At 65.3% G+C, this 23492-nt stretch carries 19 protein-coding genes; 11 read left to right on the top strand and 8 right to left on the bottom strand.

Annotated features, from left to right (window positions below; genetic code table 11):
• The first annotated feature begins 168 nt into the window (after positions 1–168).
• Positions 169–2583: a phosphoketolase family protein gene (locus tag ACVIIW_RS18885; RefSeq protein WP_456702094.1), complete on the top strand. Its 2415-nt coding sequence runs from the start codon at positions 169–171 to the stop codon at positions 2581–2583.
• Between the two features lie 5 nt (positions 2584–2588).
• Positions 2589–3794 (top strand): acetate/propionate family kinase, encoded by a 1206-nt coding sequence (locus tag ACVIIW_RS18880; protein ID WP_456702093.1) that lies wholly within the window; start codon positions 2589–2591, stop codon positions 3792–3794.
• Positions 3795–3988: 194 nt separating this feature from the next.
• Here ACVIIW_RS18880 and ACVIIW_RS18875 read toward each other — a convergent pair whose 3' ends face one another.
• Positions 3989–4828: an RMD1 family protein gene (locus ACVIIW_RS18875; protein ID WP_456702092.1), complete on the bottom strand. Its 840-nt coding sequence runs from the start codon at positions 4826–4828 to the stop codon at positions 3989–3991.
• Between the two features lie 270 nt (positions 4829–5098).
• On the opposite strand from ACVIIW_RS18875, the gene ACVIIW_RS18870 reads away from it, so the two are divergent.
• Together ACVIIW_RS18870 and ACVIIW_RS18865 are read left to right on the top strand one after the other, a co-directional pair.
• Complete coding sequence (locus tag ACVIIW_RS18870) at positions 5099–5674, top strand: glycosyl transferase (RefSeq protein ID WP_456702091.1); 576 nt, start codon at positions 5099–5101, stop codon at positions 5672–5674.
• A gap of 61 nt (positions 5675–5735) precedes the next feature.
• A complete protein-coding gene (locus ACVIIW_RS18865) occupies positions 5736–6665 on the top strand; it encodes a bifunctional helix-turn-helix transcriptional regulator/GNAT family N-acetyltransferase (RefSeq protein WP_456702090.1) in 930 nt (309 codons plus the stop codon).
• A gap of 207 nt (positions 6666–6872) precedes the next feature.
• Here the strand turns inward: ACVIIW_RS18865 and moaB are convergent, their stop codons facing one another.
• Entirely contained in the window at positions 6873–7436 is a 564-nt protein-coding gene (gene moaB, locus ACVIIW_RS18860) for a molybdenum cofactor biosynthesis protein B (RefSeq protein WP_456702089.1), read from the bottom strand.
• Positions 7437–7535: 99 nt separating this feature from the next.
• Entirely contained in the window at positions 7536–8477 is a 942-nt protein-coding gene (gene ypfJ / locus ACVIIW_RS18855) for a KPN_02809 family neutral zinc metallopeptidase (RefSeq protein ID WP_456702088.1), read from the bottom strand.
• 415 nt (positions 8478–8892) lie between these two features.
• Between ypfJ and ACVIIW_RS18850 the strand changes: the two genes are divergently transcribed.
• Positions 8893–10023 carry a DNA methyltransferase gene (locus ACVIIW_RS18850; RefSeq protein ID WP_456702087.1) on the top strand — a complete coding sequence of 377 codons (1131 nt, stop codon included), beginning with the start codon at positions 8893–8895 and terminating at the stop codon, positions 10021–10023.
• A 147-nt stretch (positions 10024–10170) separates the two neighbouring features.
• Positions 10171–10851 (top strand): glutathione S-transferase family protein, encoded by a 681-nt coding sequence (locus ACVIIW_RS18845; RefSeq protein ID WP_456702086.1) that lies wholly within the window; start codon positions 10171–10173, stop codon positions 10849–10851.
• A gap of 62 nt (positions 10852–10913) precedes the next feature.
• Here the strand turns inward: ACVIIW_RS18845 and ACVIIW_RS18840 are convergent, their stop codons facing one another.
• Both ACVIIW_RS18840 and ACVIIW_RS18835 read right to left on the bottom strand, forming a co-directional pair.
• Positions 10914–12923: a HAMP domain-containing methyl-accepting chemotaxis protein gene (locus ACVIIW_RS18840; protein WP_456702085.1), complete on the bottom strand. Its 2010-nt coding sequence runs from the start codon at positions 12921–12923 to the stop codon at positions 10914–10916.
• A gap of 80 nt (positions 12924–13003) precedes the next feature.
• A complete protein-coding gene (locus ACVIIW_RS18835) occupies positions 13004–13453 on the bottom strand; it encodes a nuclear transport factor 2 family protein (protein ID WP_456702084.1) in 450 nt (149 codons plus the stop codon).
• A gap of 90 nt (positions 13454–13543) precedes the next feature.
• Here ACVIIW_RS18835 and ACVIIW_RS18830 point away from each other — a divergent pair, with 90 nt between their 5' ends.
• Positions 13544–14458 (top strand): LysR family transcriptional regulator, encoded by a 915-nt coding sequence (locus ACVIIW_RS18830; protein ID WP_456702083.1) that lies wholly within the window; start codon positions 13544–13546, stop codon positions 14456–14458.
• A gap of 30 nt (positions 14459–14488) precedes the next feature.
• Here the strand turns inward: ACVIIW_RS18830 and ACVIIW_RS18825 are convergent, their stop codons facing one another.
• A complete protein-coding gene (locus ACVIIW_RS18825; RefSeq protein ID WP_456702082.1) occupies positions 14489–15109 on the bottom strand; it encodes a glutathione S-transferase family protein in 621 nt (206 codons plus the stop codon).
• A 126-nt stretch (positions 15110–15235) separates the two neighbouring features.
• On the opposite strand from ACVIIW_RS18825, the gene ACVIIW_RS18820 reads away from it, so the two are divergent.
• On the top strand, positions 15236–16513 hold the full coding sequence (locus tag ACVIIW_RS18820) for a flavin-dependent oxidoreductase (protein ID WP_456702081.1): 1278 nt from the start codon (positions 15236–15238) through the stop codon (positions 16511–16513).
• Positions 16514–16722: 209 nt separating this feature from the next.
• Here the strand turns inward: ACVIIW_RS18820 and ACVIIW_RS18815 are convergent, their stop codons facing one another.
• Positions 16723–17142, bottom strand: coding sequence for a PaaI family thioesterase (locus ACVIIW_RS18815; protein ID WP_456702080.1), 420 nt, complete (start codon positions 17140–17142; stop codon positions 16723–16725).
• Between the two features lie 52 nt (positions 17143–17194).
• Positions 17195–18307, bottom strand: a complete 1113-nt coding sequence (mutY, locus tag ACVIIW_RS18810; RefSeq protein WP_456705194.1) for an A/G-specific adenine glycosylase — start codon at positions 18305–18307, stop codon at positions 17195–17197.
• A gap of 201 nt (positions 18308–18508) precedes the next feature.
• Here mutY and ACVIIW_RS18805 point away from each other — a divergent pair, with 201 nt between their 5' ends.
• The 3 genes from ACVIIW_RS18805 (at position 18509) to smc (ending at position 23482) form a co-directional block, all read left to right on the top strand.
• Positions 18509–19018: a DUF721 domain-containing protein gene (locus ACVIIW_RS18805; protein ID WP_456702079.1), complete on the top strand. Its 510-nt coding sequence runs from the start codon at positions 18509–18511 to the stop codon at positions 19016–19018.
• 126 nt (positions 19019–19144) lie between these two features.
• Positions 19145–19801, top strand: coding sequence for a DsbA family protein (locus ACVIIW_RS18800; RefSeq protein WP_456702078.1), 657 nt, complete (start codon positions 19145–19147; stop codon positions 19799–19801).
• Positions 19802–20017: 216 nt separating this feature from the next.
• Positions 20018–23482 (top strand): chromosome segregation protein SMC, encoded by a 3465-nt coding sequence (gene smc, locus ACVIIW_RS18795; RefSeq protein ID WP_456702077.1) that lies wholly within the window; start codon positions 20018–20020, stop codon positions 23480–23482.
• Positions 23483–23492: the final 10 nt, after the last annotated feature.

The raw sequence follows: 23492 nt of genomic DNA, 5'->3' as shown, positions 1-23492 counted from the left end.
ATCCAAGACGCGAAAACAACCCCATGCACAGTAGCGCTGCCCAAAGTTCGGGCGCACGCCGTTGACCTCACGCAACACCGCGTGACCTCGGTCCGGTTTGATGCAGGAGAAGGATCGATCTCGCCGGAACCCGGTTGGTGACGATCCCTGGTGAAGGCGGGCAGGATCATGACATCTCGACGACAACAGGCTGCTGCAAGCAGTGACCTCGATCTCCTTGATCGCTACTGGCGCGCGGCGAACTATCTCTCTGTCGGGCAAATCTACCTTCTGGACAATCCGCTGCTGCGCGAGCCGCTCCGGCCCGAGCACATCAAGCCGCGCCTGCTCGGCCATTGGGGCACGACGCCGGGGCTGAACTTCATCTACGCCCATCTCAACCGCGTCATCCGCGCGCTGGACGTCGACATGATCTATGTCTGCGGTCCCGGCCATGGCGGCCCGGGAATGGTCGCCAACACGTATCTCGAAGGCAGCTACAGCGAGATCTATCCTGATATCGGGCGCGATGCGGACGGATTGCGGAAGCTTTTCAGGCAGTTCTCCTTCCCCGGCGGCATTCCGAGCCACGCGGCACCGGAAACGCCAGGCTCGATCCACGAAGGCGGCGAACTCGGCTATGCGCTGGTGCACGCGTATGGCGCGGCGTTCGACAATCCTGATCTGATCGTGGCCTGCGTCGTCGGCGACGGCGAGGCCGAGACCGGCCCGCTCGCCGCGTCCTGGCATTCGAACAAGTTCCTCAATCCAGCGCATGACGGCGCGGTCCTGCCGATCCTCCACCTCAATGGCTACAAGATCGCCAATCCGACCGTGCTCGGCCGGATGCCCGACAGCGAGATCCGTGAACTCTTCCGTGGGCTCGGCCATGAACCGCTGCTCGTCGAGGGCCACGATCCCAAGCTGATGCACCGCGCCATGGCAGATGCGCTCGACCTTGCGCTCGCCAGCATCCGCTCGATCCAGCAGCACGCCCGAGACGGCCGCAACACGATCGAGCTGCCGCGCTGGCCGATGATCGTGCTGCGGAGCCCGAAGGGCTGGACCGGCCCGAAGGAGGTCGACGGCAAGAAAGTCGAAGGCTTCTGGCGCGCCCATCAGGTGCCCGTGGCGAACTGCCGCGAAAATCCAGCGCATCTGAAGATTCTCGACGACTGGATGCGCAGCTACGAGCCGGAAAAGCTGTTCGACGAGAGCGGCGCGCTCGTTGCCGAGCTTCAGGCGCTCGCACCCGAAGGCAACAGGCGCATGGGCGCCAATCCGCACGCCAATGGCGGGCTCCTCAAGAAGGAGCTGAAGCTGCCGAACTTCCGAGAGTTTGCAGTCGAGGTGCCGGAGCCCGGCGGAGTCACGGCGGAAGCGACGCGCGAACTCGGCAAATTTTTGCGCGACGTCGTTCGTCTCAACGCGGACGAGCGCAACTTCCGCATCATGGGCCCGGACGAGACCGCCTCAAACCGGCTCGATGCCGTGTTCGACGCGACCGAACGCGTCTGGATGGAGCCGACCGTGCCTTACGACGTCCATCTCGCGCAAGACGGCCGCGTCATGGAGGTGTTGAGCGAGCATCTCTGCCAAGGCTGGCTCGAGGGCTATCTCCTCACCGGCCGGCACGGCTTCTTGTCCTGCTACGAGGCCTTCATCCACATCGTGGATTCCATGTTCAATCAGCACGCCAAATGGCTGAAGGTGACGCGTCACCTGCCCTGGCGGCGGCCGATCGCCTCGCTGAATTATCTCCTGACCTCCCATGTCTGGCGCCAGGACCATAACGGCTTCAGCCACCAGGACCCTGGCTTTGTCGACCTCGTCGCCAACAAGAAAGCCGACATCGTCCGCATCTACCTCCCGCCTGACGCCAACACGCTGCTGTGGATCGCCGATCATTGCCTGCGCACCTATGACCGCATCAACGTCATCGTCGCCGGCAAGCAGCCGGCGCCGCAATGGCTCTCGATGCAGGGGGCCGCAACGCATTGCGATGCCGGCATCGGCATCTGGACCTGGGCCGGCACCGAGGACGCCAAGGGCGAGCCCGACGTGGTGATGGCCTGCGCCGGCGATGTCCCCACGCTGGAGACGCTCGCGGCGGTCGAGCTGCTGCGCAAGGCGCTGCCGGATCTCAGGATCCGCGTCGTCAACGTCGTCGACCTCATGACGCTGCAACCGAACGAGCAGCATCCGCATGGCCTGAGCGATCGCGACTTCGACAGCCTGTTCACGAAGGACAAGCCGGTCATCTTCGCCTATCACGGCTATCCCTACCTCATCCACCGTCTCACCTACAGCCGCACCAACCATGCCGGCATGCATGTGCGCGGCTTCGCCGAGGAAGGCACCACGACGACGCCGTTCGACATGGTCGTGCTCAACGGACTCGACCGTTACCACCTCGCGATCGAGGCGATCGAGCGCGTGCCTGATCTGGCCACCAAGGCCGCGCATGTGAAGCAGCAATTTCGCGACAAACTGATCGAGCATTCGCGCTACGTGCGCATGCACGGCGAGGACATGCCGGAGATTCAGGAATGGATCTGGCAGAACAGTTCCGGCGGCACCACACCGGCCGAAGCCGGCGATTGAGCGCCATGTCCGATCTGGTCCTCGTCCTCAACGCAGGCTCGTCGAGCATCAAGTTCGGCCTGTTCGAGATCGTGCGATGCGAGCCCTCACTGCTTTGCAAGGGCCTGCTCGATGAGCATGAAACCAGGCCGCGACTGGTGGCGAAGAGCCCAACGGGCGAGACGCTGTTCGAGAAGCAACGCACGGCATCGGATGATGACGGCGGCCGTCTGTTCGCTGATGTGCTCGCCTTCATCGAGGACCGTTTCGGCGAAGCTTCCTTGCGGGCCTTAGGTCACCGCATCGTCCATGGTGGTCCGGACTATTCGGGTCCTGTGACGCTGACCGACCAGGTCTATGCCCGGCTGGACGCGCTCACGCCGCTTGCGCCGCTACATCAGCCGCGTTGCCTTGCACCGGTCCGCGCCATCAGGGCGATCCGCCCCTCCCTGATGCAGATCGCCTGCTTCGACACCGCCTTCCATCACGGCCTGACGCCGCCCGCGAGCCGCTTCGCGATTCCGAAGCGCCATGAGGCGCGCGGGCTGCGACGCTACGGCTTTCATGGGCTCTCCTTCGAATATGTCGCGGGCAGGCTCGCGGACATCGCGCCGGAGCTTGCCGCCGAGCGCATCGTGATTGCCCATCTCGGCAATGGCGCGAGTCTCTGCGCACTTCGCGATGGCTGCAGCCTCGACACCACGATGGGATTGACGCCGCTCGACGGCCTGGTGATGGGCACCCGCTGCGGCACGATCGATCCCGGCGTGCTGCTCTATCTGCTGCAGCACGAAAGGATGTCAGCCGAGGATTTGCAGCACCTGCTCTACCACGAGTCAGGCCTGCTCGGCGTCTCCGGTCTCTCCGCGGACATGCGCACGCTGCTCGCAAGCAGCGAGTCCGGAGCACGAGAAGCCGTCGATCTCTTCACCTTCCGTGCGGCGCAGGAGATCGCGGTGATGGCGAACACGCTCGGCGGACTGGACGGTCTCGTCTTCACCGGCGGCATCGGCGAGCACGCGAAGGAGATCCGCAGCGCGATCGGCGAACGGCTTGGGTGGCTCGGGCTGCGCATCGATGATGCGGCGAATGATCAGGGGCGCGAACGCATCAGCGACGAATACAGCGCGGTCGACGTGTTCGTGATCCCGACCAACGAAGAGCTGGCAATCGCGCGGCATTGCGTTGCAGTGCTGCGGTCGACGGACGCTGCAAGCACATTCGTGAGATGATACGATGGGCAGCCGCAGAGTTCGGCTCTGCCCGGCGGGGAGAGCGGGTAGCGCAGCAATGCGGGTGATGGGACGCGCAATTCAGCGACTCCGTAACCCCTCACCCGGATCGCATCTTACGATGCGATCCGACCTCTCCCTGCGGAAGAGGTGAACCGCGTCCTCGGCTTGCAGCGCCACCAAACTCGCCTCGCTCAGTGAATCCCTTCAAAAATCTGGAAACACCCGATCGCCACCTCGATCACGATCAGCACGACCACTGCAATCTCGAGCCGCAGCGAGCGCTGGGTGTCGATGATATCGGTCAGCGCATCGGCCGTCTCCGCGATGACGGTGATCTTGCGCTCGAGCGTGTCGAGACGCTCCTTCAACTCGTATTCGTCTTCGAGCCGCGCGTAGAGGCGGTCGAGTTGCGGCTTCTCCCAGAGCGCATCGGGCTTCTCGGCAACAGCGACGCGGCCGGCGACCCGCTGCTGGACCAGCAGCGCATTGCCGATCAGTTGCAGAATGCCCTTCCGCCGCCGCGAGGTCCGCCCCTTCTCGGCGAGTTCCCGCGCGAAGGGCTCGATGACATCGAAGACGGCAGCGACACGCCGCTCGTCGCGCGCCAGCGAGGTGCTCTTGGCGAGCGCGTCGGCGATCAGCAGCAGCCGTTCGTCGGAAAACTTGGCGAGGCAGATCGGCCCGCCCGGCTGGATCGCCTCGGCGTTTTCGTCCTTGCAGAGCTGCGCCTGCGCGGTTTCCTCCTCGATAGGGCTGAACTCGCCGGTGATACGGGACTTTAGGCCGTCGAGCAGAACCTTCTCCTCGGAGGGAAGCAGGCCGATCAGCACCACGACGCCATAGCGGAAGATCACCACAAGGCCGGCATGGACGCGAAAGGCGGCGGGCGTCGAGGACACCAGCGTGCCGAGTTCGAGGTTCGACGCGTTGATGCGTTCGCCCAGCATCACGGCGCGGATCCGCAAGGTCGGCGCGACGTCCGGCTTCGGCGATGTTGGCGTGGTGCCAACGGGAAGTTGATCGGCGTTCATAGACACATCTTGCTCAGCGCAGTGGCGTCCTCACCCTGATGATATCGGCCGAGAAAGGCGCAGTTTGAAGGTCACGAACACTGGATTTGCCGAAACATTCGGCAACATCGCCACCCCACGCGCGACACATTCAGCTGCGATAGACGAGCGGCCGTTCACCATCGCACGCCGAACTGCCCGCGGAAAGTTGCGCTCGGCAACGCCGCGTGTTTATGACAAGATCATAACAAGTTACGCTTCTCCCGAAGTGCGGACATTGAAGCCTCAATCATGCTGAGCGTCATCATACCGACCGAAGGCGTCGAACAGACGGCGGTCGCAACTCTCGCCGCGCTGGTACCCGGCGCGGCGACCGGCATCGTCAAGGAAGTTCTGCTGGTCGACGGCACCGGCAATGGCGTCATCGAGCGCGTCGCCGACGTCGCGGGCTGCCGGTTCATCGGCTGCGAGGGATCTTCGCAAGGCGCAGCGCTTGCCGCCGGCGCGCTCCAGGCCCGCTCGCCCTGGTTGATGTTCCTTCCCGCCGGGGCCGTGCTGGAAACCGGCTGGATCGAGGAGACCACCCAGTTCATCCAGGCGGTCGCGGCCAGCGGCCGGGATCGTGCGGCCGTGTTCCGCTACGCCCGCTCGCCTTACGCGGATACCGACTTCGGCGACTTTCTGCGCGCCGTGGCGCGCAAGCTGATCGGCCCGCTCGGCGACCAGGGGCTTTTGATTGCGCGTGATCATTACGACCGGATCGGGGGCTATCCGCCGCAGGCCCATCGTTCCGAGGCCAAGCTGCTCAGACGGCTCGGCCGTTCCTCCCGGACGCTGCTGCGCAGCCGGATCGTCATGGTGGGATGAGCGCATCAATACTTGCCAAAGTCAAATAGTTGTTTGACAATGGCAAGTATCGAGGTGTCTCATGGCAATTGACGGTATCGACGACCAGATCGCGGCAATTCGCGCCTTCAACCGCTTCTATACCCGCAAGCTCGGTGTGCTCGACCAGCATCTTGGAAGGAGCCCGTTTTCTCTCAGCGAGGCTCGCGTCATCTACGAGCTGGCGCATCGCGACGACGTTTCGGCGAAGGAGATCGGCAACGAGCTCGGTCTCGATCCCGGCTATCTCAGCCGCATCGTCCAAAACTTCGAGGAAAAGGGGCTCATCACGCGACGGCCCCTCCCTGTGGATCGCAGGCAATACCAGCTCAGCCTCACCGCCAAGGGCCGCCAGGCCTTCGCCGAGCTGAACCTGAGCTCGCAAAACGAGGTCGCCGCGATGCTGGCCCGGCTTCCGGCCGGCGATGCAACGCGGCTCACGCAGGCCATGGCGACCATCGAGACGGTTTTGGAGCAACGTCGAAGCCAACCCGCTTCCGTCGTGCTGCGCAGCCATCGCGTCGGTGACATGGGCTGGGTCATCTCCAAGCAGGGCGCCGCCTATGCTGCTGACTACGGTTGGGACATCAGCTACGAGGCACTGGTCGCCGAGATCTGCGCAGAGTTCATCAAGAAATACGACGCCGCGCGCGAGCACTGCTGGATCGCGGAAGTCGGCGGCGAGCCGGTCGGCTCGATCTTCCTGGTGAAGGCGACCGAGGAGATCGCCAAGCTCCGGCTGTTGCAGGTGGAGAAGAATGCACGCGGCCTCGGCGTCGGCCGCGCGCTGGTCGAGCAATGCATCCAAGGCGCGCGCGAGCGCGGCTACAAAAGGATGACGCTTTGGACGCAGAGCATTCTGGTGGCGGCACGCAGCATCTACAAGAGCGCCGGCTTCGAGCTGGTCGCGTCCAAGCCGCATCACAGTTTTGGGCACGATCTGATGGGCGAGACGTGGGAAATGGATCTGTAGCTGCGCGATGCCCGGCGCACTCTGGTAGGGTGGGTTAGCGTCACGACGGCGCGAAGCGCGGTCGCGATGCGTAACCCGCCTCTTTGGTTTCGGCGGTGACGGAAGTGGCGGGTTACGCCCCGGCGGTCTGCGCTTCGCGAGCCGCAGGGCTACCCCACCCTACGATGCCCAGCGCTTGGTTGCGAATGATGCTCGCCGCCAGCGCGCCTACACCGTCGCACCCTGCGCTTTCGGCCTTCGCAGATGCTCGTCCAGCCGCGGCATGATCTCGACGAAATTGCAGGGGCGCGTGCGGTAGTCGAGTTGTGCCGCGAGGATGCCGTCCCAACCGTCACGGCAAGCGCCCGGCGAGCCAGGCAGGCAGAAGATGTAGGTCGCAGCCGTCACGCCGGCGGTGGCGCGGCTCTGGATCGTCGAGGTGCCGATCTTGGCGTGGCTCAGCATGTGGAAGGCGATGGAGAAACCGTCCATGCGCTTCTCGAACAGCGGCTCGACTGCCTCGGGCGTGACGTCGCGCCCGGTGAAGCCGGTGCCGCCGGTGGTGATGACGACGTCGACGCCGGCATCCGCGATCCAGCGGCGGATGACGGCGCGGATCGCCTCGACATCGTCGGTGACGATCTCGCGCGCAGCAAGATGATGGCCGGCCGTGGTGAGCCGATCGGCGAGCGTCTGGCCGGATTTGTCATCCGCAAGCGCACGCGTGTCGGAGACGGTGAGCACCGCGATGTTGAGCGGGATGAACTGCTTGGATTCGTCGATCGAGGCCATTGCAACATACCTTCTTTCCCAGCCAGCGCCGTCATCCCGGGACGAACGCACTTGCGTTCGTCCCGGGATGACGCCACTGCGTCCGGGGCACGAGACCGGCTACGGCCCGCCGCCGCCGAACGTGTTACAGGCCTGCAGCGTGCCCTGCTGATAGCCGGTCATGAACCACTGCTTGCGCTGCGCGGCCGAGCCGTGGGTGAAGGAGTCAGGCACCACGCGTCCCGTGGCCTGGCGTTGCAGCGTATCGTCGCCGATCGCGCTCGCTGTGGTCAGGGCGGCATCGATGTCGCCGGCCTCGAGGAAGTTCGGGCGCTTCTTCGCCTCGCGATTGACCCAGACGCCGGACAGACAATCGGCCTGGAGCTCGACCTTCACCTGCAGCGCATTCGACTCGGCCTTGCTGCCGGCCTGCTGCTGCAGCCGCGTCACTTTCGGAATGATGCCGAGCAGGTTCTGGATGTGATGGCCGGCCTCATGCGCGATGATGTAGGCGGTGGTGAAATTGCACGCCGACTTGCCGGAGCAGCCGTGGAAGCGCGTCTCGACCTCGCGGAAGAACGAGGTGTCGAGGAAGATGGTACGATCAGGCGGGCAGTAGAACGGCCCCATCGCCGACTCGGCCCGGCCGCAGCGGCCGCCATTGGTGACGTTGCGGAACAGCACGACCTTCGGACCGGTGTAGGACTGCCCGCTGGCCTGGAAGATCTCGCTCCAGCGATCGTCGATCTCGCCGAGGATGCCCGAGATCATGCTGCCCATCTCGTCGGTCGGCGCGCCGCGCTTGGCCTGGCTCGACGGACGGTCGCTCTGGTAGCTCGGCGCCTGGCCGCCGCCGGTGAGGATCTCGGCGCCGCCAATCAGGATGCGCGGATCGATGCCGAAGGCATAGCCGACCAGGCCGAGCACGATGATGGTGCCGATGCCGAGACCGCCGCCGCCCATCGGCAGGCCAAACCCGCCGCCACCGCCGCCAATTCCTCCGCCACCATCGTCGCGACGATCCTCGATGTCGTCGCTGCGGCGGAAATCATCGTAGCGCATGGCGGGCTTCCCTTAAGATCGGCAATGATACGGCGTGGGCACGCGGAAACGCAAAAACCTCAACGCGTCACATAGCTAAAATTTCCATTGTGTTAATCAATATCCCGCTCGGCAATTATTGCCTAGTGCGGCGGCCTGCGACGCCAGCAATTTTTTCCGAGGGCCAAGCATTTTTTTCCGAGAGAATTTTGGAGCGATCGGCAGATTCAACCACGCCCGCAACGCGAAGAAATACGAAACACACTATGAAATACGGCAAATGCGTTCAGCTTCTCGCGTGCAACACGCGATGCGGGGCCTGCTCGCGAAAGCAGCGAGTTAAGCCGATTTTTACTTTGCGGCTTCATTGTAACGGTCAGTCGGTTGTTTGGTCCCGCGTCGCCGACAGCGTCGCCTGAGTCAGAGTTCTTGAATCATGGTAGTGTCGCGTCGCGGGGCGTCTGCAAAGGCGCCCCGCACAAATTTTGAGTCTCCGTCGCACAGCATCGTCATCGGTGATTGCGTCGCCGAGATGTCGAAGCTCCAGGCCGGCTCGGTCGATCTCGTGTTCGCCGATCCGCCCTACAATCTCCAGCTCAAGGGCGACCTCAAGCGGCCCGACGAGTCCCACGTCGACGCCGTCAACGACGACTGGGACAAGTTCGATTCCTTCTCCGCCTATGACGATTTCACGCGCGCCTGGCTGCTGGCCGCGCGCCGCGCGATGAAGCCGTCGGCGACGATCTGGGTGATCGGCTCCTATCACAACATCTTCCGCGTCGGCGCGATCATGCAGGACCTCGGCTTCTGGCTCCTGAACGACATCGTCTGGCGCAAGTCGAACCCGATGCCGAATTTCCGCGGCCGCCGTTTCACCAACGCGCACGAAACCATGATCTGGGCCGCGCGCGACGAGAAGGCCAAGGGCTACACCTTCAACTACGAGGCGCTGAAAGCCGCCAACGAGGACGTGCAGGCACGTTCCGACTGGCTGATCCCGCTCTGCACCGGTGAGGAGCGCCTCAAGGGCGCCGACGGCAAGAAAGTGCATCCGACGCAAAAGCCGGAAGGCCTGCTCGCACGCGTACTGCTGTCATCGTCCAGGCCCGGCGACCTCGTGATCGATCCCTTCAACGGCACCGGCACCACCGGCGCCGTCGCCAAGCGCCTCGGCCGCTCCTATATCGGCTTCGAGCGCGACAAGACCTATGCGAAGGCCGCCGAAGCGCGCATCGCCGCGGTCGAGCCGCTACCGGAAGAAAGCCTCGCCCCGTTCATGACCGCGCGCGAAGCGCCTCGCGTGGCGTTCTCCGAGCTGATCGAGCGCGGCATGATCATGCCCGGCACGAAACTGTTCGACGCCAAGAAGAAGCTCGGCGCACTGGTTCGTGCCGACGGCGCCATCATGTTCGGCGACAAGGTCGGCTCGATCCACCGCATGGGCGCGGTGGCGCAAGGCGCGCAGGCCTGCAACGGCTGGACCTTCTGGCACGTCGAGACCACGAAGGGGCTCAAGCTGATCGACGAGCTCCGCGCCGAGATCCGCGCCGGCATGGCGGCGGAATAGCGACGCTCCCCCCTACGGCACCTGCCAGGACGCGAGCTGGTCTGCGCCGCGCGCAGAGACCGTACGGCAATCTCGCCGGTTGCGTCCCTTGACAAGGTTCGGGCATGAGAGGGCCGCCCGTGACCACCAGAACTGGGGAGACGCCAGATGCTCAAATTCTATTTCAACGGATCGCCGAACCCGACCAAGGTCGCGCTCTTCCTCGAGGAGGCCGGGCTGGCGTACGAGCCGGTGAAGATCGACACCCGCAAGGGCGAGCAGTTCACGCCTGATTATCTGAAGATCAATCCGAACGCCAAGGTGCCGGCGATCGACGACAACGGCACGATCGTGTTCGATTCCAACGCGATCCTGCTCTATCTCGCCGAGAAGACCGGCAAGTTCCTGCCCGCCAACCGCGCCGAGCTGCTGTCCTGGCTGATGTTCGTGGCCACGGGCGTCGGGCCGTATTCGGGCCAGGCGGTGCACTTCAAGCATTTTGCGCCAAAGGACCAGAACCACGACTACGCCCATAACCGCTACCAGTACGAGACCGATCGCCATTACAAAATACTCGACGGTCACCTCAATGCGCGCAGCTACATGGTCGGTGACGCCTACTCCATCGTCGACATGGCGCTGTGGGGCTGGGCACGGATGGTGCCGTTCAAGCTCGGCGACGACGCCTTTGCGCGCTACCCGAACGTGAAGCGGCTGATCGACGGGATCTCGGCGCGGCCGGCCGCCGGCCGCGCGCTCGCGCTGAAGGACAAGTTCGCCTTCAAGGCCGAGATGGACGACGAGGCGCGCGCCAACATGTTCAAGCACATGACGGCGAAACTGGCCTGATCACATCGCGTCACGATGAAAGGCCACGCGCACGCGCTGGCCTTTTCGTTGTTGATTGAGCTTCAGGCGACGCGGACCGAGTTCAGGAATTTTGCGACCTCGACCTTCAGCCGGTTGCTGTCCGTAGACAGCGAGCGCGCCGCCGTGAGCACTTGCGAGGAGGCCGAGCCGGTCTCGGTCGCGCCGCGCTGGACGTCACCGATATTGGTCGCGACACGCTGGGTGCCATGGGCCGCCTGCTGGACGTTGCGGGAGATCTCCTGCGTGGCCGCGCCCTGCTCTTCCACAGCGGCGGCGACGGCCGATGAGATTTCCGAGAGACGCTCGATGGTGCCGCTGATCTCGCGGATCGAACCGACGGACTCCTCCGTGGCGGCCTGAATGCCGGAGACCTGCTGGGCGATCTCGCCGGTGGCCTTTGCGGTCTGCTCGGCCAGCGCCTTCACTTCGGAAGCGACCACGGCAAAGCCGCGGCCGGCTTCGCCGGCGCGCGCCGCCTCGATGGTGGCGTTGAGCGCCAAGAGATTGGTCTGGCCGGCGATGGTGCTGATCAGCTCCACAACGTCGCCGATGCGGGCGGCCGCCTTGGAGAGCTCGCCGACGCGGGCATTGGTCTTGGTCGCCTGCCCCACGGCCTCGCTGGCGATGCGCGCCGATTCCTGGACCTGACGCGCGATCTCGCTCACGGAGGAGGACAGCTCTTCGGTGGCGGAGGCAACGGCGTGGACGTTGGCGGTGGCTTCCTGCGAGGCGGAGGCGACGTCCGTCGAGAGATCCTGGGCGCGGGTCGCGGTCGCGGTCAGCGTCCCGGCGGAGACTTCGAGCTCGCTCGAGGCCGACGACACGGTGTCGACGATCTCTCCGACCGCCTGCTCGAACTGGTCGGCGAGCCGGACCATGTCTTTCTTGCGATCCTCGGCCTGCCGCGCCTCGGCCTCGGTCTGCTCATGCCGCAGCCGCTCGGTGTCGCTCATGTTGGTCTTGAACACGTCGATCGCCTTGGCCATGTCGCCGATCTCGTCCCTGTTGCCGCGCCCGGGAATCTCGACCGCGAGATCGCCGCCGGCGAGACGCCCCATCGCGCGCGTCATCGCGGTCAGGGGCCCGACGATGCTGCGGGCGATCAGGAAGGCGACGATCGCGCCGAACAGAACGGCGAGACCGCCTGCCGCCTCCTGAATCCATGTCGTGCGGGCGATCACGCCGGCGGCGATCGTCCGCGTGTTCTGGGACTCGGCCGTGAGTTCGGAATCCGCCACCTTGAGCTTGTCGATACTTGCAGCGATCAGGGGCGCGATGTTGTTGCGGAAAGTCTCGTCGGCCACAAGGATCGCGGCGGACGTCGCCTCGAACGCCGCCTGGTAGGCGGTCAGCGAGGTCTTCACCGGGGCGAGCGCGGACTTGACCTGCTCGGGCAGACCGGCCTCCTGGAGCGCCGTGATCCGTTGCTGCGCCCTCTCGGTATTGGCTCTGAAGGTCGAGGTTGCCTTGGAATCGCGCATGGCGAGGAAGCGCCAGCTCGCGAGACGAGCTTGCAATATCTTGGATTCGAGGTCGCCAACGGGCCCCGTGATCTCAGTATCGTGGGTTCCATGGGCCGCGATGACCAGCTTGCCGGCGTTGGCGTTGAGTTCCTCGCCACCTGGCAGCAGGGCGGCCTTGCCTTTCGTCGTCTCCTTGACCGCGGCGCCCATGCGCTCGCGCAGCGACTGCAGCTTGGTGATATCGCCGATCAAACCATCGTAGATCTTGCGCCGCTCCTCCGAGAACGACTCCGCCGATTGCGCTTTCAGCAACGCGACCGTCTCCGCCTCGTGTTCTGCGGCCTCCTTGAAGGCGGGCTCGTTGGCATCGTAGATATAGCGCAGATTGGCCCGCTGCAGCGCCTGGAGATGGATCGATATCTCCCGAACGCGCGCTGCATGGTCCGAGAAAGCCGACATTCTCGCGACCTGGTCCTGGACGGCCCGAAGGTTCCAGACCGCAACCAGGGCCATGACCAGCCCCACCGCGGCAAGAGCCGTAAACCCGGCGTAAAGACGTCCCCTGATCCTCAAACGAATGCCCGGCATGATGCCGCCCCCAAGAAGTCGAGCAGCCGAACGCCCCCACGGCGACTCGCGCTCCGCGGCAGCACCATGAAGTACACTTGTTAATGGTATCCTTCCTGATCGGGCCGGGCTTGCGGGAACCGGCCCAGCGCCGTCTCGGTCAGGACCGAGTCGCAGTATTCGCGGATCTCCTTGATCTTGCCGTCCACAAGGCGGAACACGAGGCAATAGTCGTTGTCGTAGCGGACGCCCTCGGGCGTGACGTTGTCGCCCTTGGCCTCGACCACGACGATGTCGCCATCGGCGATGAAGCGCTCGGCGATCGTGCGCGTGCGGTCGCGCAGGCGGGAGCGGACATAGCCGTGCAGATCGTTGAGGATCGCGTCCTTGCCCGCGAAGGTTCGCGACCAGGAATACTGACCGGTGACGATCCATTTGGCGTCGTCGGCGAGGCTTGCGGTGAACAGCGCGCGATCGCGCGCCGACGGATCGGGGTCGGCGGCGGCGGCGAAAATATCCTGCATCAGTTTCTTGTTGGCGTTCGCGCTCATGGCGGCATCTCCTGAAGTGGCAACCCGGAGAACATCACTGCGCGACGAGAATTCTGCAAATCGATAGTAGATATGATATCTATTCACCTCATGAATTTGAATTCGCTCGACCTCAATCTGTTGACCGCGCTCGACGCGCTGCTGCGCGAGGCCAATGTCAGCCGTGCCGCCATGCGCATCTCGCTGTCGCAGCCGGCAACGAGCCATGCGCTGCAGCGCCTGCGCGACATCTTCGGCGATCCGCTGCTGGTGCGTACCGGCGCGCGGATGGAGCTGACGCCGCGGGCGCAAGCGCTGCGCGCGCCGCTGGCGCAGGCGCTCGACCAGGTGCGCGGGCTGTTCGTGCCTGACGAGTTCGACGCCGCGCGCAGCGAACGGCCCTTCCGTCTGATGATGCCTGACCTCGCGGTGGAACTATTGATGCCGCCGTTGATGGAGAAGGTCACGCGCCTTGCGCCCAACGTCCGCATCGACGTCGTGCCGTGGCGGGGACCGGCGATCTTCCACGCCGAGTTCGCCCGCACTATCGACCTCGTGATCTCGATCGGCAACGCCTTCAAGGGCTTTCACCGCCAGCTGCTCTACACCGACAGCGACGCATTGGCGGTGCGGCGCGGCCATCGGCTTGCGCCAAAGCTGAAGCGCCGCGAGACGTTCCTCGCTGCGCGCCATGTCGGCGTGGTCATCCGCGGCAATGCTGAGGATCTGATCGATACCTGGCTGCGCAGCAAAGGCATCGAGCGGCATGTCTCGCTGGTGGTGCCGAGCTATCTCGAAGCGCTGCACGTCGCCGCGCGCACCGACCTCGTCGCCTTCGTGCCGCGCCGGCTGATCACGGCGCTGGCGAAGCAGCTCGGGCTGGTCACCGTGACGCCGCCGCTCGATCCCGGCATCGACGAGCAGTTCATGTTCCACCCGACGCGGGCGCAGATGGATCCCGGCTCGATCTGGTTGCGGCGGCTGATGCTCGAGACGGGACGGGAGCTGGACAAGAAGGGCGCGTAGGGTGGATTCCACCCTACGAGACCTGCGCTCTCACGCCTTCTGCGCGTCCATCACCTTGCGCACGGCGCGCCGGTCCGACATGCGCTTGAAGTGATCCGCGATCTTCGGCGTGGCGTTGATGTCGACGCCGTCGCCCTCGAGCCAGGTCGAGAGCGTGTAGAGATAGGGGTCGCAGACGGTGAACTGATCGCCCATCACCCAGGGCCCCCTGAACATCCTCTGCTCGATCAGGGAGAAGCAGGCGCCCATGGTCTTCGGCACCATCGCCTTCATATCGGCGAACGAGCTTTCCTGCGTCGCCCAGCGCGCGCCGCGTAACTTGTGGGCATGGTTGATATGAACGGTCGAGCAGAGGTAGGAGTTGAACGACTGCGCCTGCGCAAACTCAAAGGGATCGTCGAGCGGCGCGAGTTTCGCCTTGGGGAAGATTTGCGCGATGTAGGCCAGCATCGCCGGCGTCTCGGTGAGGACGCCGCGGTCCGTCACAAGGGCCGGCACGCGGCCCTTCGGATTGATGGCGAGATATTCAGGGCTGTTCTGCTGGTTGTCCTTGAAGCTCAGCCGTTCAGCCGTGTAGTCCGCGCCGACTTCTTCCAGGGTGATGTAGGTGGCGAGCGCACAGGTGCCGGTGGCGTAGTAGAGCTTGAGCATGTCGAACCTCATGGGAAAGCCGGAAGTTAACGGCTGTGGACCATCAGGTCCATAGCACGGCTGCTCTTCGCAGTTGCCCACCGCCGCCCGCCTGTGCCAAGACGCCTGCTATCGGAGGGGTTTGTCATGACGGTACTCATCGCCGGCGGCGGCATCGGCGGGCTGACGCTTGCGCTCAGCCTGCATGGAATCGGCGTTCCCGTGAAAGTGTTCGAGAGCGTGGCCGCGCTGAAGCCGCTCGGCGTCGGCATCAACGTGCTGCCGCATGCGGTGCGCGAGCTGATCGAGCTCGGCCTGATGGACAAGCTCGATGCCAGCGGCGTGCGCACCCGCGAGCTCGCTTATTTCTCCAAGCACGGCAAGCCGATCTGGAGCGAGCCGCGCGGGCTGGAAGCCGGCTACAAATGGCCGCAATTCTCGATCCATCGCGGCACGCTGCAACAGCTGCTGCTCGATACCGCGGTCGAGCGGCTCGGCCGCGACAATATCCTCACCAGCCATCATCTGGCCGGCTGGACCGAGACGGCCAATGGCGTGCGCGCCGACTTCGTCGACCGGGCAACCGGCAAACCTGCCGGCACCTGCGACGGCGCGATCATGGTCGCCGCCGACGGCATCCATTCCGCCGCGCGAGAAAAACTCTATCCCGACGAGGGACCGCCGATCTGGAACGGCCGCATCCTCTGGCGCGGCGTGACGCCGTCAAAGGCCTTCCTCACCGGCCGCACCATGATCATGGCCGGCCATGAGATCCTGAAATTCGTCTGCTACCCGATTTCCAAGGAAACGGACGCATCAGGCAATCATCTGATCAACTGGGTCGCCGAGCGCCACATGCCGCCGACCTACCAGTGGCGGCGCGAGGACTATAACCGCACCGCGCGGCTGGACGAGTTCCTGCCCTGGTTCGAGAGCTGGCAGTTCGACTGGCTCGACGTGCCCGGCCTGATCAGGAACTGCCCGCACGCCTATGAATATCCGCTGGTTGATCGCGATCCGGTGTCGCAATGGACCTTCGGCAAGGTCACGCTGATGGGCGATGCCGCGCATCCAATGTACCCGATCGGCTCGAACGGCGCCTCGCAGGCGATCCTCGATGCCCGCACCATCACCCGCGAGATCCTGGCGCACGGCCCGACACAGGCGGCGCTGCAAGCCTATGAGGCCGAGCGACGGCCGGCAACCACTGATCTCGTGCTGCTCAACCGCAGGAACGGCCCGGAGCAGGTGATGCAGCTCGTCGAGGAACGCGCGCCCGACGGCTTTGAAAACGTCACCGACGTGCTGTCGCAAAAGGAGCTGGAAGACATCGCCGCCAACTACAAGCGCGTCGCGGGCTTCCAGGTCGAAGCGCTGAATGCGAAACCGCCGATCGTGAGCAAGGACGCGCGCGTGGGGGTGTGAGTTTTCTGCACGGAGCGAGATGCGAGTTGATGCGCCCTCGCCCTTGTGGGAGAGGGCAGCGACGCTGGTGGACGCAGGCTCACTTGGGTGAGCGGTTGCCTCCAATGACGCGCTTGCATTTGAGCTTGCTGAAGCAACCCTCATCCGGCGCTTCGCACCGCCTTCTCCCAGGAGGGGAGAAGGAAGTGGAGCGCGTGACTAGCTCTCAGTCACTTCACCACCCGCGCCGCCTCCAGCAACCGCTCGCTCGCGCTCGCCGTCGCCAGCACCGTGCCGTCCTCCGCCATCAGCCTGGCCTCGACGAACGCAATCGTCTTGCCCAGCTGCGTCACCTTGGCCTCACCGATGATCGGTCCGGGCCTTGCAGGGCCGAGAAAGTTCACGGTCATGCTGATGGTCGTGGTGTAGAGCCGGCCCTCGCTCATCACCAGCACGGCCGGGCCCATCGTGTCATCGAGCATGGCGGAAAGCATGCCGCCCTGGATGAAGCCGGCGGGGTTGCAGAACTCAGGCTTGCCCTCGAAGCCGAGCCTGATCCAGCCGTCCTCGGGACGGGCATCGAGCAGGCGCCATCCGAGCAGCTCGGCGCAAGGCGGCCTCTTGAAATTGTCGAGCGCAGTCTTGACCATTGGCAGCTTCCGTTTCGCGCGCTGATAGCGCAGCGCTGCTGCCAGCGTGTTGTCAGGACGATCGACCCGACGACAGCGCGTGCGCAATCACCTTGCGCATGACGTTGGGCAGCGCCTCGTCTGCCAACGTCGCGATCGGCACCCAGCGCATGCCCTCGGGCGCGCGGGTACGCGCTTCGGCCTTCGCGGTGTAGACCACGAGCTCGAGCGGGAAATGCGTGAAGACGTGGGCAACCACGCCGACCTTGCGCTGCCAGCGCGACAATCCCTTCAGTTGAGGCGCCTGCTGTTTTGCCGCCACGTCATCTTGTTCGACGCGCCATTCCGAGCCGGGCACTTCCGTCATGCCACCGAGCAAGCCCTTTTCAGGCCTCGAGCGGACCAGCAGTTCGTCGCCGCGTGTGACCACGAAGGCAGCGCCACGCCGCAACGTCCCGCCCTTCTTCGGCGCCTTGCGTGGAAACGTCTCCTGCGTTCCCAGCGCGCGCGCCGTACAATCAGCAGTGAACGGACACAACGCGCAGGCCGGCTTCCTCGGCGTGCAGATCGAGGCGCCCAGATCCATCAGCGCCTGCGCACTGTCGCCGGCGCGGGAGTTCGCCAGCAGCGTTGCCGCCAGTTGCCGGATCAGTGGCTTCGCCTGCGGCAGCTCTTCCTCGACCGCAAACAGGCGCGACACCACCCGCTCGATATTACCGTCGACAGGCATGGTGTGGCGATCGAACGCGATCGCCGCAATCGCTGCCGCGGTGTAAGGACCGATGCCCGGTAGCGCACGCAGCCCCTCCTCCGTATCGGGAAAGACACCGCCGTGCTCGCGCGTCACCGCCACCGCACAGGCATAAAGATTGCGCGCGCGCGAATAATAGCCGAGCCCGGCCCACATCCGCAGCACCTCGTCCAGCGAGGCGTTTCCCAACGCCGTCACCTCAGGCCAGCGCGCGACGAATTTTTCGAAGTAAGGGCCGACCGCCTTCACCGTGGTCTGCTGGAGCATGATTTCGGAGAGCCAGACGCGATAGGGATCGGACGTTTCCCCGGGCGCCGCGCGCCAGGGGAGCTTGCGGCGATGACGGTCGTACCAGGCGAGCAGCAGTGCGGGGCGGGCCGAAACTCCCGACAGAACTGGTTCCGACTTTGCCTTGAGGGCGGATTTCGGGCTCATGCTGTTACTGTAGTGACCTGATACCGATCTCTCCACGTCACGCGCGCGCTTGTCGCGGGCATCCACGTCTTTCTTCGCAGGAAGAACGTGGATGGCCGGGCCTCCGCCTCGCCGAAGCGGCTTCGGCCGCGCAGGCGGCACAAAGCCCGGCCATGACAGCGAAGCGCATGCGGCCAAACCGCTAAAGTGCTATAAAGGCCCATGTCCAAATTCGGCTCCAAATTCGGCCCCATCTTCAAACCCGGCCCCGTCAGCGCCAAGCCGCTCGGCATCCTGCTCAATGACGTCTTTGCCGAGGCCTACGCCAAGCAGGGGTTTGCCGCGCGCGAGCTGGTGACGCGGTGGGAGCAGATTGCTGGACCGGAGATCGCCGCCCATGCCGAGCCGCTGAAGATGCAATGGCCCCGGCCGGTCGAGGGCCAGCCGCAGGAGCCGGCGACGCTGGTGCTGCGGGTCGAGGGCCCGATGGCGCTGGAGATCCAGCATTCCGCCGACGTGATCCTGGAGCGGGTCAACCGTTTCTTCGGCTGGAGCGCCGTCGGCAAGCTCGCCTTCCGCCAGGCCCCGCTGTCGCGTCCGCCGCGCCCGGTGCGGCCCGGGCCGCCGGACCCCAAGGCCGTCGCCAAGGTGGCGGAAAGCCTGGGAGACATCGAAGATGAAGAACTGAAGACGGCGCTGGCGCGGCTCGGAGCCGCCATCAAGCGAAATTGAGCCTCATTCCCTGGCTAATCTGGACCCGTCCTTGCCGCTCGCCATTGCCTCAAACCACGTTTCGAGCTAGCGACAGGCCGCCCGGATGGGAACTTCGGGCAAGACCAGCCAATTCGGGAGCCGACCTTGATCCTCACCCGCCGCGCCTTCACCACGATGCTGTCGCTGACCGGTCTTGCCGCGCTCGCCGGGCTGTCGCCGCTGCGGTTCATCTCGGAAGCAATGGCGCAGTCCGCGGCCGACGTTGCCAAGCCGGTGTCGCTCCCCGACATGGCGCTGGGTCCGAAGGACGCCGCCGTCACCGTCACCGAATACGCCTCGATGACCTGCCCGCACTGCGCGGCCTTCAATGAGCAGGTGTTCCCCAAGATCAAGTCGGAGTACATCGACACCGGCAAGATCCGTTACGTCTTCCGCGAGTTCCCGCTCGACATCAAAGCCGCCGCCGGCTCGATGCTGTCGCGCTGCATCGCCAAGGACGACGCGGCCAAGTACTTTGCGGTGACCGACATGCTGTTCCGCCAGCAGAGCGACTGGGTGGTGAAGAACACCACGGAGACGTTGACGCGGATCGGCAAGCAGGCCGGCCTCACCCAGCAGCAGGTCGAAGCCTGCCTGAAGGACCAGTCGCTGCTCGACAAGATCGCCGCCGACCAGAAATATGCCAGCGACGTGTTGAAGGTCGATTCGACGCCGACCTTCTTCATCAACGGCGAGAAGATCAAAGGCGAGGCCTCGTTCGAGGAGTTCGCGAAGAAGATCAACCCGCTGCTGAAGAGCTGATTCGCTCGTCAAGATCCTGATTCGCATCTCGAAAGCCGTATCTTCCCCGGCATAAATCCCTTGGGAAAAGCGGCTTTCGCCGGTTGCCCTCGCGGCACACCGCGGCCATTGTCCGCCGCATGAGGCGCCCCGCGCGACTCGCCCAGACAGCGACATTGCCTTTCATGGTATTGTCCAGGCAGGGGGATTCGCGCCTGCCAACAGAGATGCGTGCTTATGAAAATCACCCGCCTGCGCCTTCACGGCTTCAAGTCTTTCGTTGAGCCCACGGACTTCGTCATCGAGCCGGGCCTCACCGGCGTGGTCGGCCCCAACGGTTGCGGCAAGTCGAATCTGGTCGAAGCGCTGCGCTGGGCGATGGGTGAAACCTCGTACAAGAGCTTGCGCGCCGCCGACATGGACGCGGTGATCTTCGCCGGCTCCGGCAACCGTCCGGCGCGCAACCACGCCGAAGTGACGATGACGATCGACAATGCCGATCGCAGCGCGCCGGCGGCGATGAACGACAGCCAGATTCTCGAAATCTCCCGCCGCATCGAGCGCGAAGCCGGTTCGGTGTACCGCATCAACGGCCGCGACGTGCGCGCCCGCGACGTGCAGATCCTGTTCGCGGATGCCGCGACCGGCGCACGTTCACCGGCCCTGGTCCACCAGGGCAAGATCGGCGAGATCATCCAGGCCAAGCCCGAGCAGCGCCGCCGCGTGCTGGAAGACGCTGCCGGCGTCGCCGGCCTGCACGCCCGCCGCCACGAGGCCGAGCTGCGGCTGAAGGCGGCCGAGACCAACCTCACCCGCGTCGAGGACGTGATCGGCCAGCTCTCGGGGCAAATGGAAGGCCTGAAGAAGCAGGCCCGCCAGGCCGTGCGCTATCGCGAGGTCGCGGCCAAGGTCCGCAAGGCCGAGGCCACGCTGTTCCATCTGCGCTGGATCGGCGCGCATGCCGACGTCAACGAGTCAGGCCGCACCCATGATCTCGCCGTGCGCGAGATGGCTGAGCGCACCCAGCACCAGGCCGAAGCCGCCCGCATCCAGGCGATCCGCGCCGCCGAAATGCCGGCGCTGCGCGATGCCGAAGCGCGCGCCGCCGCAGGCCTTCAGCGCCTGACCAATGCCCGCGAGCTGCTCGACCGCGAGGAAGAGCGCGCCAAGGAGCGCGTCGCCGAGCTCGAGCGCCGCCTCGCCCAGTTCGAAGGCGACATCTCCCGTGCTCAGCAACAAACCATGGACGCCGACGTCGCGCTGCAGCGGCTCGACACCGAAGACGCCGAGCTGAAGGAAGAGATCAAGTCGCGCGTCGAGAAGCGCTCCGGCGTCGACGAGCGCGTCGGCGAAGCCGAGGCGGTGCTGAGCGAAACCGAACAGCAATTCGCCGAGCTCACCACCGCGCTCGCCGACCTCACCGCCAAGCGCAACCAGTTAGAGGCCAACGTCCGCACCCACCGCGACAAGCTCTCCCGTCTCGACCAGGAGATCGCGAATGTCGCAGCGGAAGAGCAGAAGCTGGCCGCCGACACCGGCGGCTTTGGTGACCTCGACGAGCTGACCGCCATGGTCGAGACCGCCGAGCAGACCCTTGCGGCATCCGAAGCCGCGGCCCAGGCGAGCGAGGCCGCACATGTCGCCGCGCGGCAGGCGCTGGAATCCTCGCGCTCGCCGCTGGTCGAAGCCGACAAGCGCGTGCAGCGGCTCGATACCGAAGCGCGCACGATCTCCAAGATCGTCAACGGCGAGACCAAGAATCTGTGGCCGCCGATCATCGACGGCATCACCGTCGACAAGGGTTTTGAAAAGGCGATCGGCGCAGCCCTCGGCGATGATCTCGACGCGCCGGTCGATCCCTCGGCGCCGATGCGCTGGACCAACGCCGGCGTCACCGAGGGCGATCCGGAGCTGCCCGAAGGCGTCACCCCGCTCGCAAACCACGTACAGGCGCCCGCCGAGCTGACACGCCGCCTGGCGCAGATCGGCGTCGTGCCGCGCGAGCGTGGTGCCGAGCTGGTTTCGCAGCTCAAGACCGGCCAGCGGCTGGTCTCGCCCGAGGGCGACGTCTGGCGCTGGGACGGCTTTGTCGCCGCCGCCCACGCCCCGACCGGGGCCGCACGGCGCCTTGCCGAACGCGCCCGCCTCGTCGACATCGAGAACGAGCTGGAGCAGGCCCGCATCGACGCGCAGATCAAGCGTCAGGCGCTTGAAAATGCCGAGTCCGAATTGCAGATGGCCGCCAGCACCGAAGGCGCTTCCCGCGAAGCCTGGCGCGCCGCGCAGCGCGAGCTGAACGTCGCGCGCGAGCGCCATGCCAACGCGGAGCGCGAGATCAGCCGTCATGCCGCGCGCAAGGCGACGCTGTCGGAAGCGCACAGCCGGCTCGCCGCCGACCGGGCCGAAGCCGAGGCCGCCTATGAATACGCCGAGGCCGGCATCAGCGAGCTGCCCTCGAGCGAGGACACCGAAACCCGTCTCGCCGCCGTCCGCAGCGACATCGAAGGCCAGCGCCGCATCGCAGCCCAGGTCCGCGCCGAAGCGCAGGCCCTGGCGCGCGAGGCCGAGCTGGCCGACCGCCGTGTCCAGGCGATCCTCGCGGAGCGCACCGAGTGGCAGAACCGCAAGGAAAGCGCGGCCTCCCACATCGACACCATCCAGGCGCGTATCGCCGAGCTCACGATCGAGCGCAGCGAACTCGAAAACGCGCCCGCTGTCTTTGCTGAAAAGCGCAGCGCGCTGATCACCGAGATCGAATACGCCGAGAACGACCGCCGCATGGCCGCCGACGCGCTCGCCACTGCGGAGACCGCGATGGCCGAGACCGATCGCGTCGCCAAGCTGACGCTCGAAGCGCTCTCCAGCTCCCGCGAGGCCACGGCGCGGGCCGAGGAGCGCATGGAAAGCGCGCGGCGCCGGCTCGAGGACATCGAGCGCGAGATCCGCGACATGCTCGAAGTCGAGCCGCAGGCCGTCGCCGGCCTTGCCGAGATCGAGCCCGGCGCCGAGCTGCCGCCGCTGCATGACATCGAGGAGGACCTCGAAAAGATGCGCCGCGACCGCGAGCGCCTGGGCGCCGTCAATTTGCGCGCCGAGGAAGAGCTGCGGGAGGTCGAGACCCAGCACACCGGCCTGGTCACCGAGCGTGATGACCTCGTCGAGGCCATCAAGCGGCTGCGCCAGGGCATCCAGAGCCTCAACAAGGAGGCGCGCGAGCGGCTGCTGACCTCGTTCGAGGTCGTCAACAACCACTTCAAGCGCCTGTTCGTCGAGCTGTTCGGCGGCGGCGAGGCCGCGCTGCATCTGATCGAGAGCGACGATCCGCTCGAAGCCGGTCTCGAAATCATCGCCAAGCCGCCGGGCAAGAAGCCGCAGACGCTGTCGCTGCTTTCGGGCGGTGAGCAGGCCCTGACGGCGATGGCGCTGATCTTCGCGGTGTTCTTGACCAACCCCTCGCCGATCTGCGTGCTGGACGAAGTCGACGCGCCGCTCGACGATCATAACGTCGAACGGTACTGCAACCTGCTGCACGAGATGACCAGCTCGACCGACACGCGCTTCGTCATCATCACGCACAACCCGATCACGATGGCGCGGATGAACCGGCTGTTCGGTGTCACCATGGCCGAGCGCGGCGTCTCCCAGCTCGTCTCGGTGAGCCTGTCCGAGGCCGTGGACATTCTCGACCAGAACGTGGCGTGATATCTCTGCC

Source organism: Bradyrhizobium sp. USDA 4449 (assembly GCF_054056275.1).
This window is presented reverse-complemented; position numbering and strand designations above follow the sequence as displayed.

What these genes read in the sequence shown, in the direction of transcription:
- ACVIIW_RS18885 (WP_456702094.1), top strand. Translation starts at nt 169, where the DNA reads ATGACATCTCGACGACAACAGGCTGCTGCAAGCAGTGACCTCGATCTC.
- ACVIIW_RS18880 (WP_456702093.1), top strand. Translation starts at nt 2,589, where the DNA reads ATGTCCGATCTGGTCCTCGTCCTCAACGCAGGCTCGTCGAGCATCAAG.
- ACVIIW_RS18875 (WP_456702092.1), bottom strand. Translation starts at nt 4,828, where the DNA reads ATGAACGCCGATCAACTTCCCGTTGGCACCACGCCAACATCGCCGAAG.
- ACVIIW_RS18870 (WP_456702091.1), top strand. Translation starts at nt 5,099, where the DNA reads ATGCTGAGCGTCATCATACCGACCGAAGGCGTCGAACAGACGGCGGTC.
- ACVIIW_RS18865 (WP_456702090.1), top strand. Translation starts at nt 5,736, where the DNA reads ATGGCAATTGACGGTATCGACGACCAGATCGCGGCAATTCGCGCCTTC.
- moaB (WP_456702089.1), bottom strand. Translation starts at nt 7,436, where the DNA reads ATGGCCTCGATCGACGAATCCAAGCAGTTCATCCCGCTCAACATCGCG.
- ypfJ (WP_456702088.1), bottom strand. Translation starts at nt 8,477, where the DNA reads ATGCGCTACGATGATTTCCGCCGCAGCGACGACATCGAGGATCGTCGC.
- ACVIIW_RS18850 (WP_456702087.1), top strand. Translation starts at nt 8,893, where the DNA reads ATGGTAGTGTCGCGTCGCGGGGCGTCTGCAAAGGCGCCCCGCACAAAT.
- ACVIIW_RS18845 (WP_456702086.1), top strand. Translation starts at nt 10,171, where the DNA reads ATGCTCAAATTCTATTTCAACGGATCGCCGAACCCGACCAAGGTCGCG.
- ACVIIW_RS18840 (WP_456702085.1), bottom strand. Translation starts at nt 12,923, where the DNA reads ATGCCGGGCATTCGTTTGAGGATCAGGGGACGTCTTTACGCCGGGTTT.
- ACVIIW_RS18835 (WP_456702084.1), bottom strand. Translation starts at nt 13,453, where the DNA reads ATGAGCGCGAACGCCAACAAGAAACTGATGCAGGATATTTTCGCCGCC.
- ACVIIW_RS18830 (WP_456702083.1), top strand. Translation starts at nt 13,544, where the DNA reads ATGAATTTGAATTCGCTCGACCTCAATCTGTTGACCGCGCTCGACGCG.
- ACVIIW_RS18825 (WP_456702082.1), bottom strand. Translation starts at nt 15,109, where the DNA reads ATGCTCAAGCTCTACTACGCCACCGGCACCTGTGCGCTCGCCACCTAC.
- ACVIIW_RS18820 (WP_456702081.1), top strand. Translation starts at nt 15,236, where the DNA reads ATGACGGTACTCATCGCCGGCGGCGGCATCGGCGGGCTGACGCTTGCG.
- ACVIIW_RS18815 (WP_456702080.1), bottom strand. Translation starts at nt 17,142, where the DNA reads ATGGTCAAGACTGCGCTCGACAATTTCAAGAGGCCGCCTTGCGCCGAG.
- mutY (WP_456705194.1), bottom strand. Translation starts at nt 18,307, where the DNA reads ATGAGCCCGAAATCCGCCCTCAAGGCAAAGTCGGAACCAGTTCTGTCG.
- ACVIIW_RS18805 (WP_456702079.1), top strand. Translation starts at nt 18,509, where the DNA reads ATGTCCAAATTCGGCTCCAAATTCGGCCCCATCTTCAAACCCGGCCCC.
- smc (WP_456702077.1), top strand. Translation starts at nt 20,018, where the DNA reads ATGAAAATCACCCGCCTGCGCCTTCACGGCTTCAAGTCTTTCGTTGAG.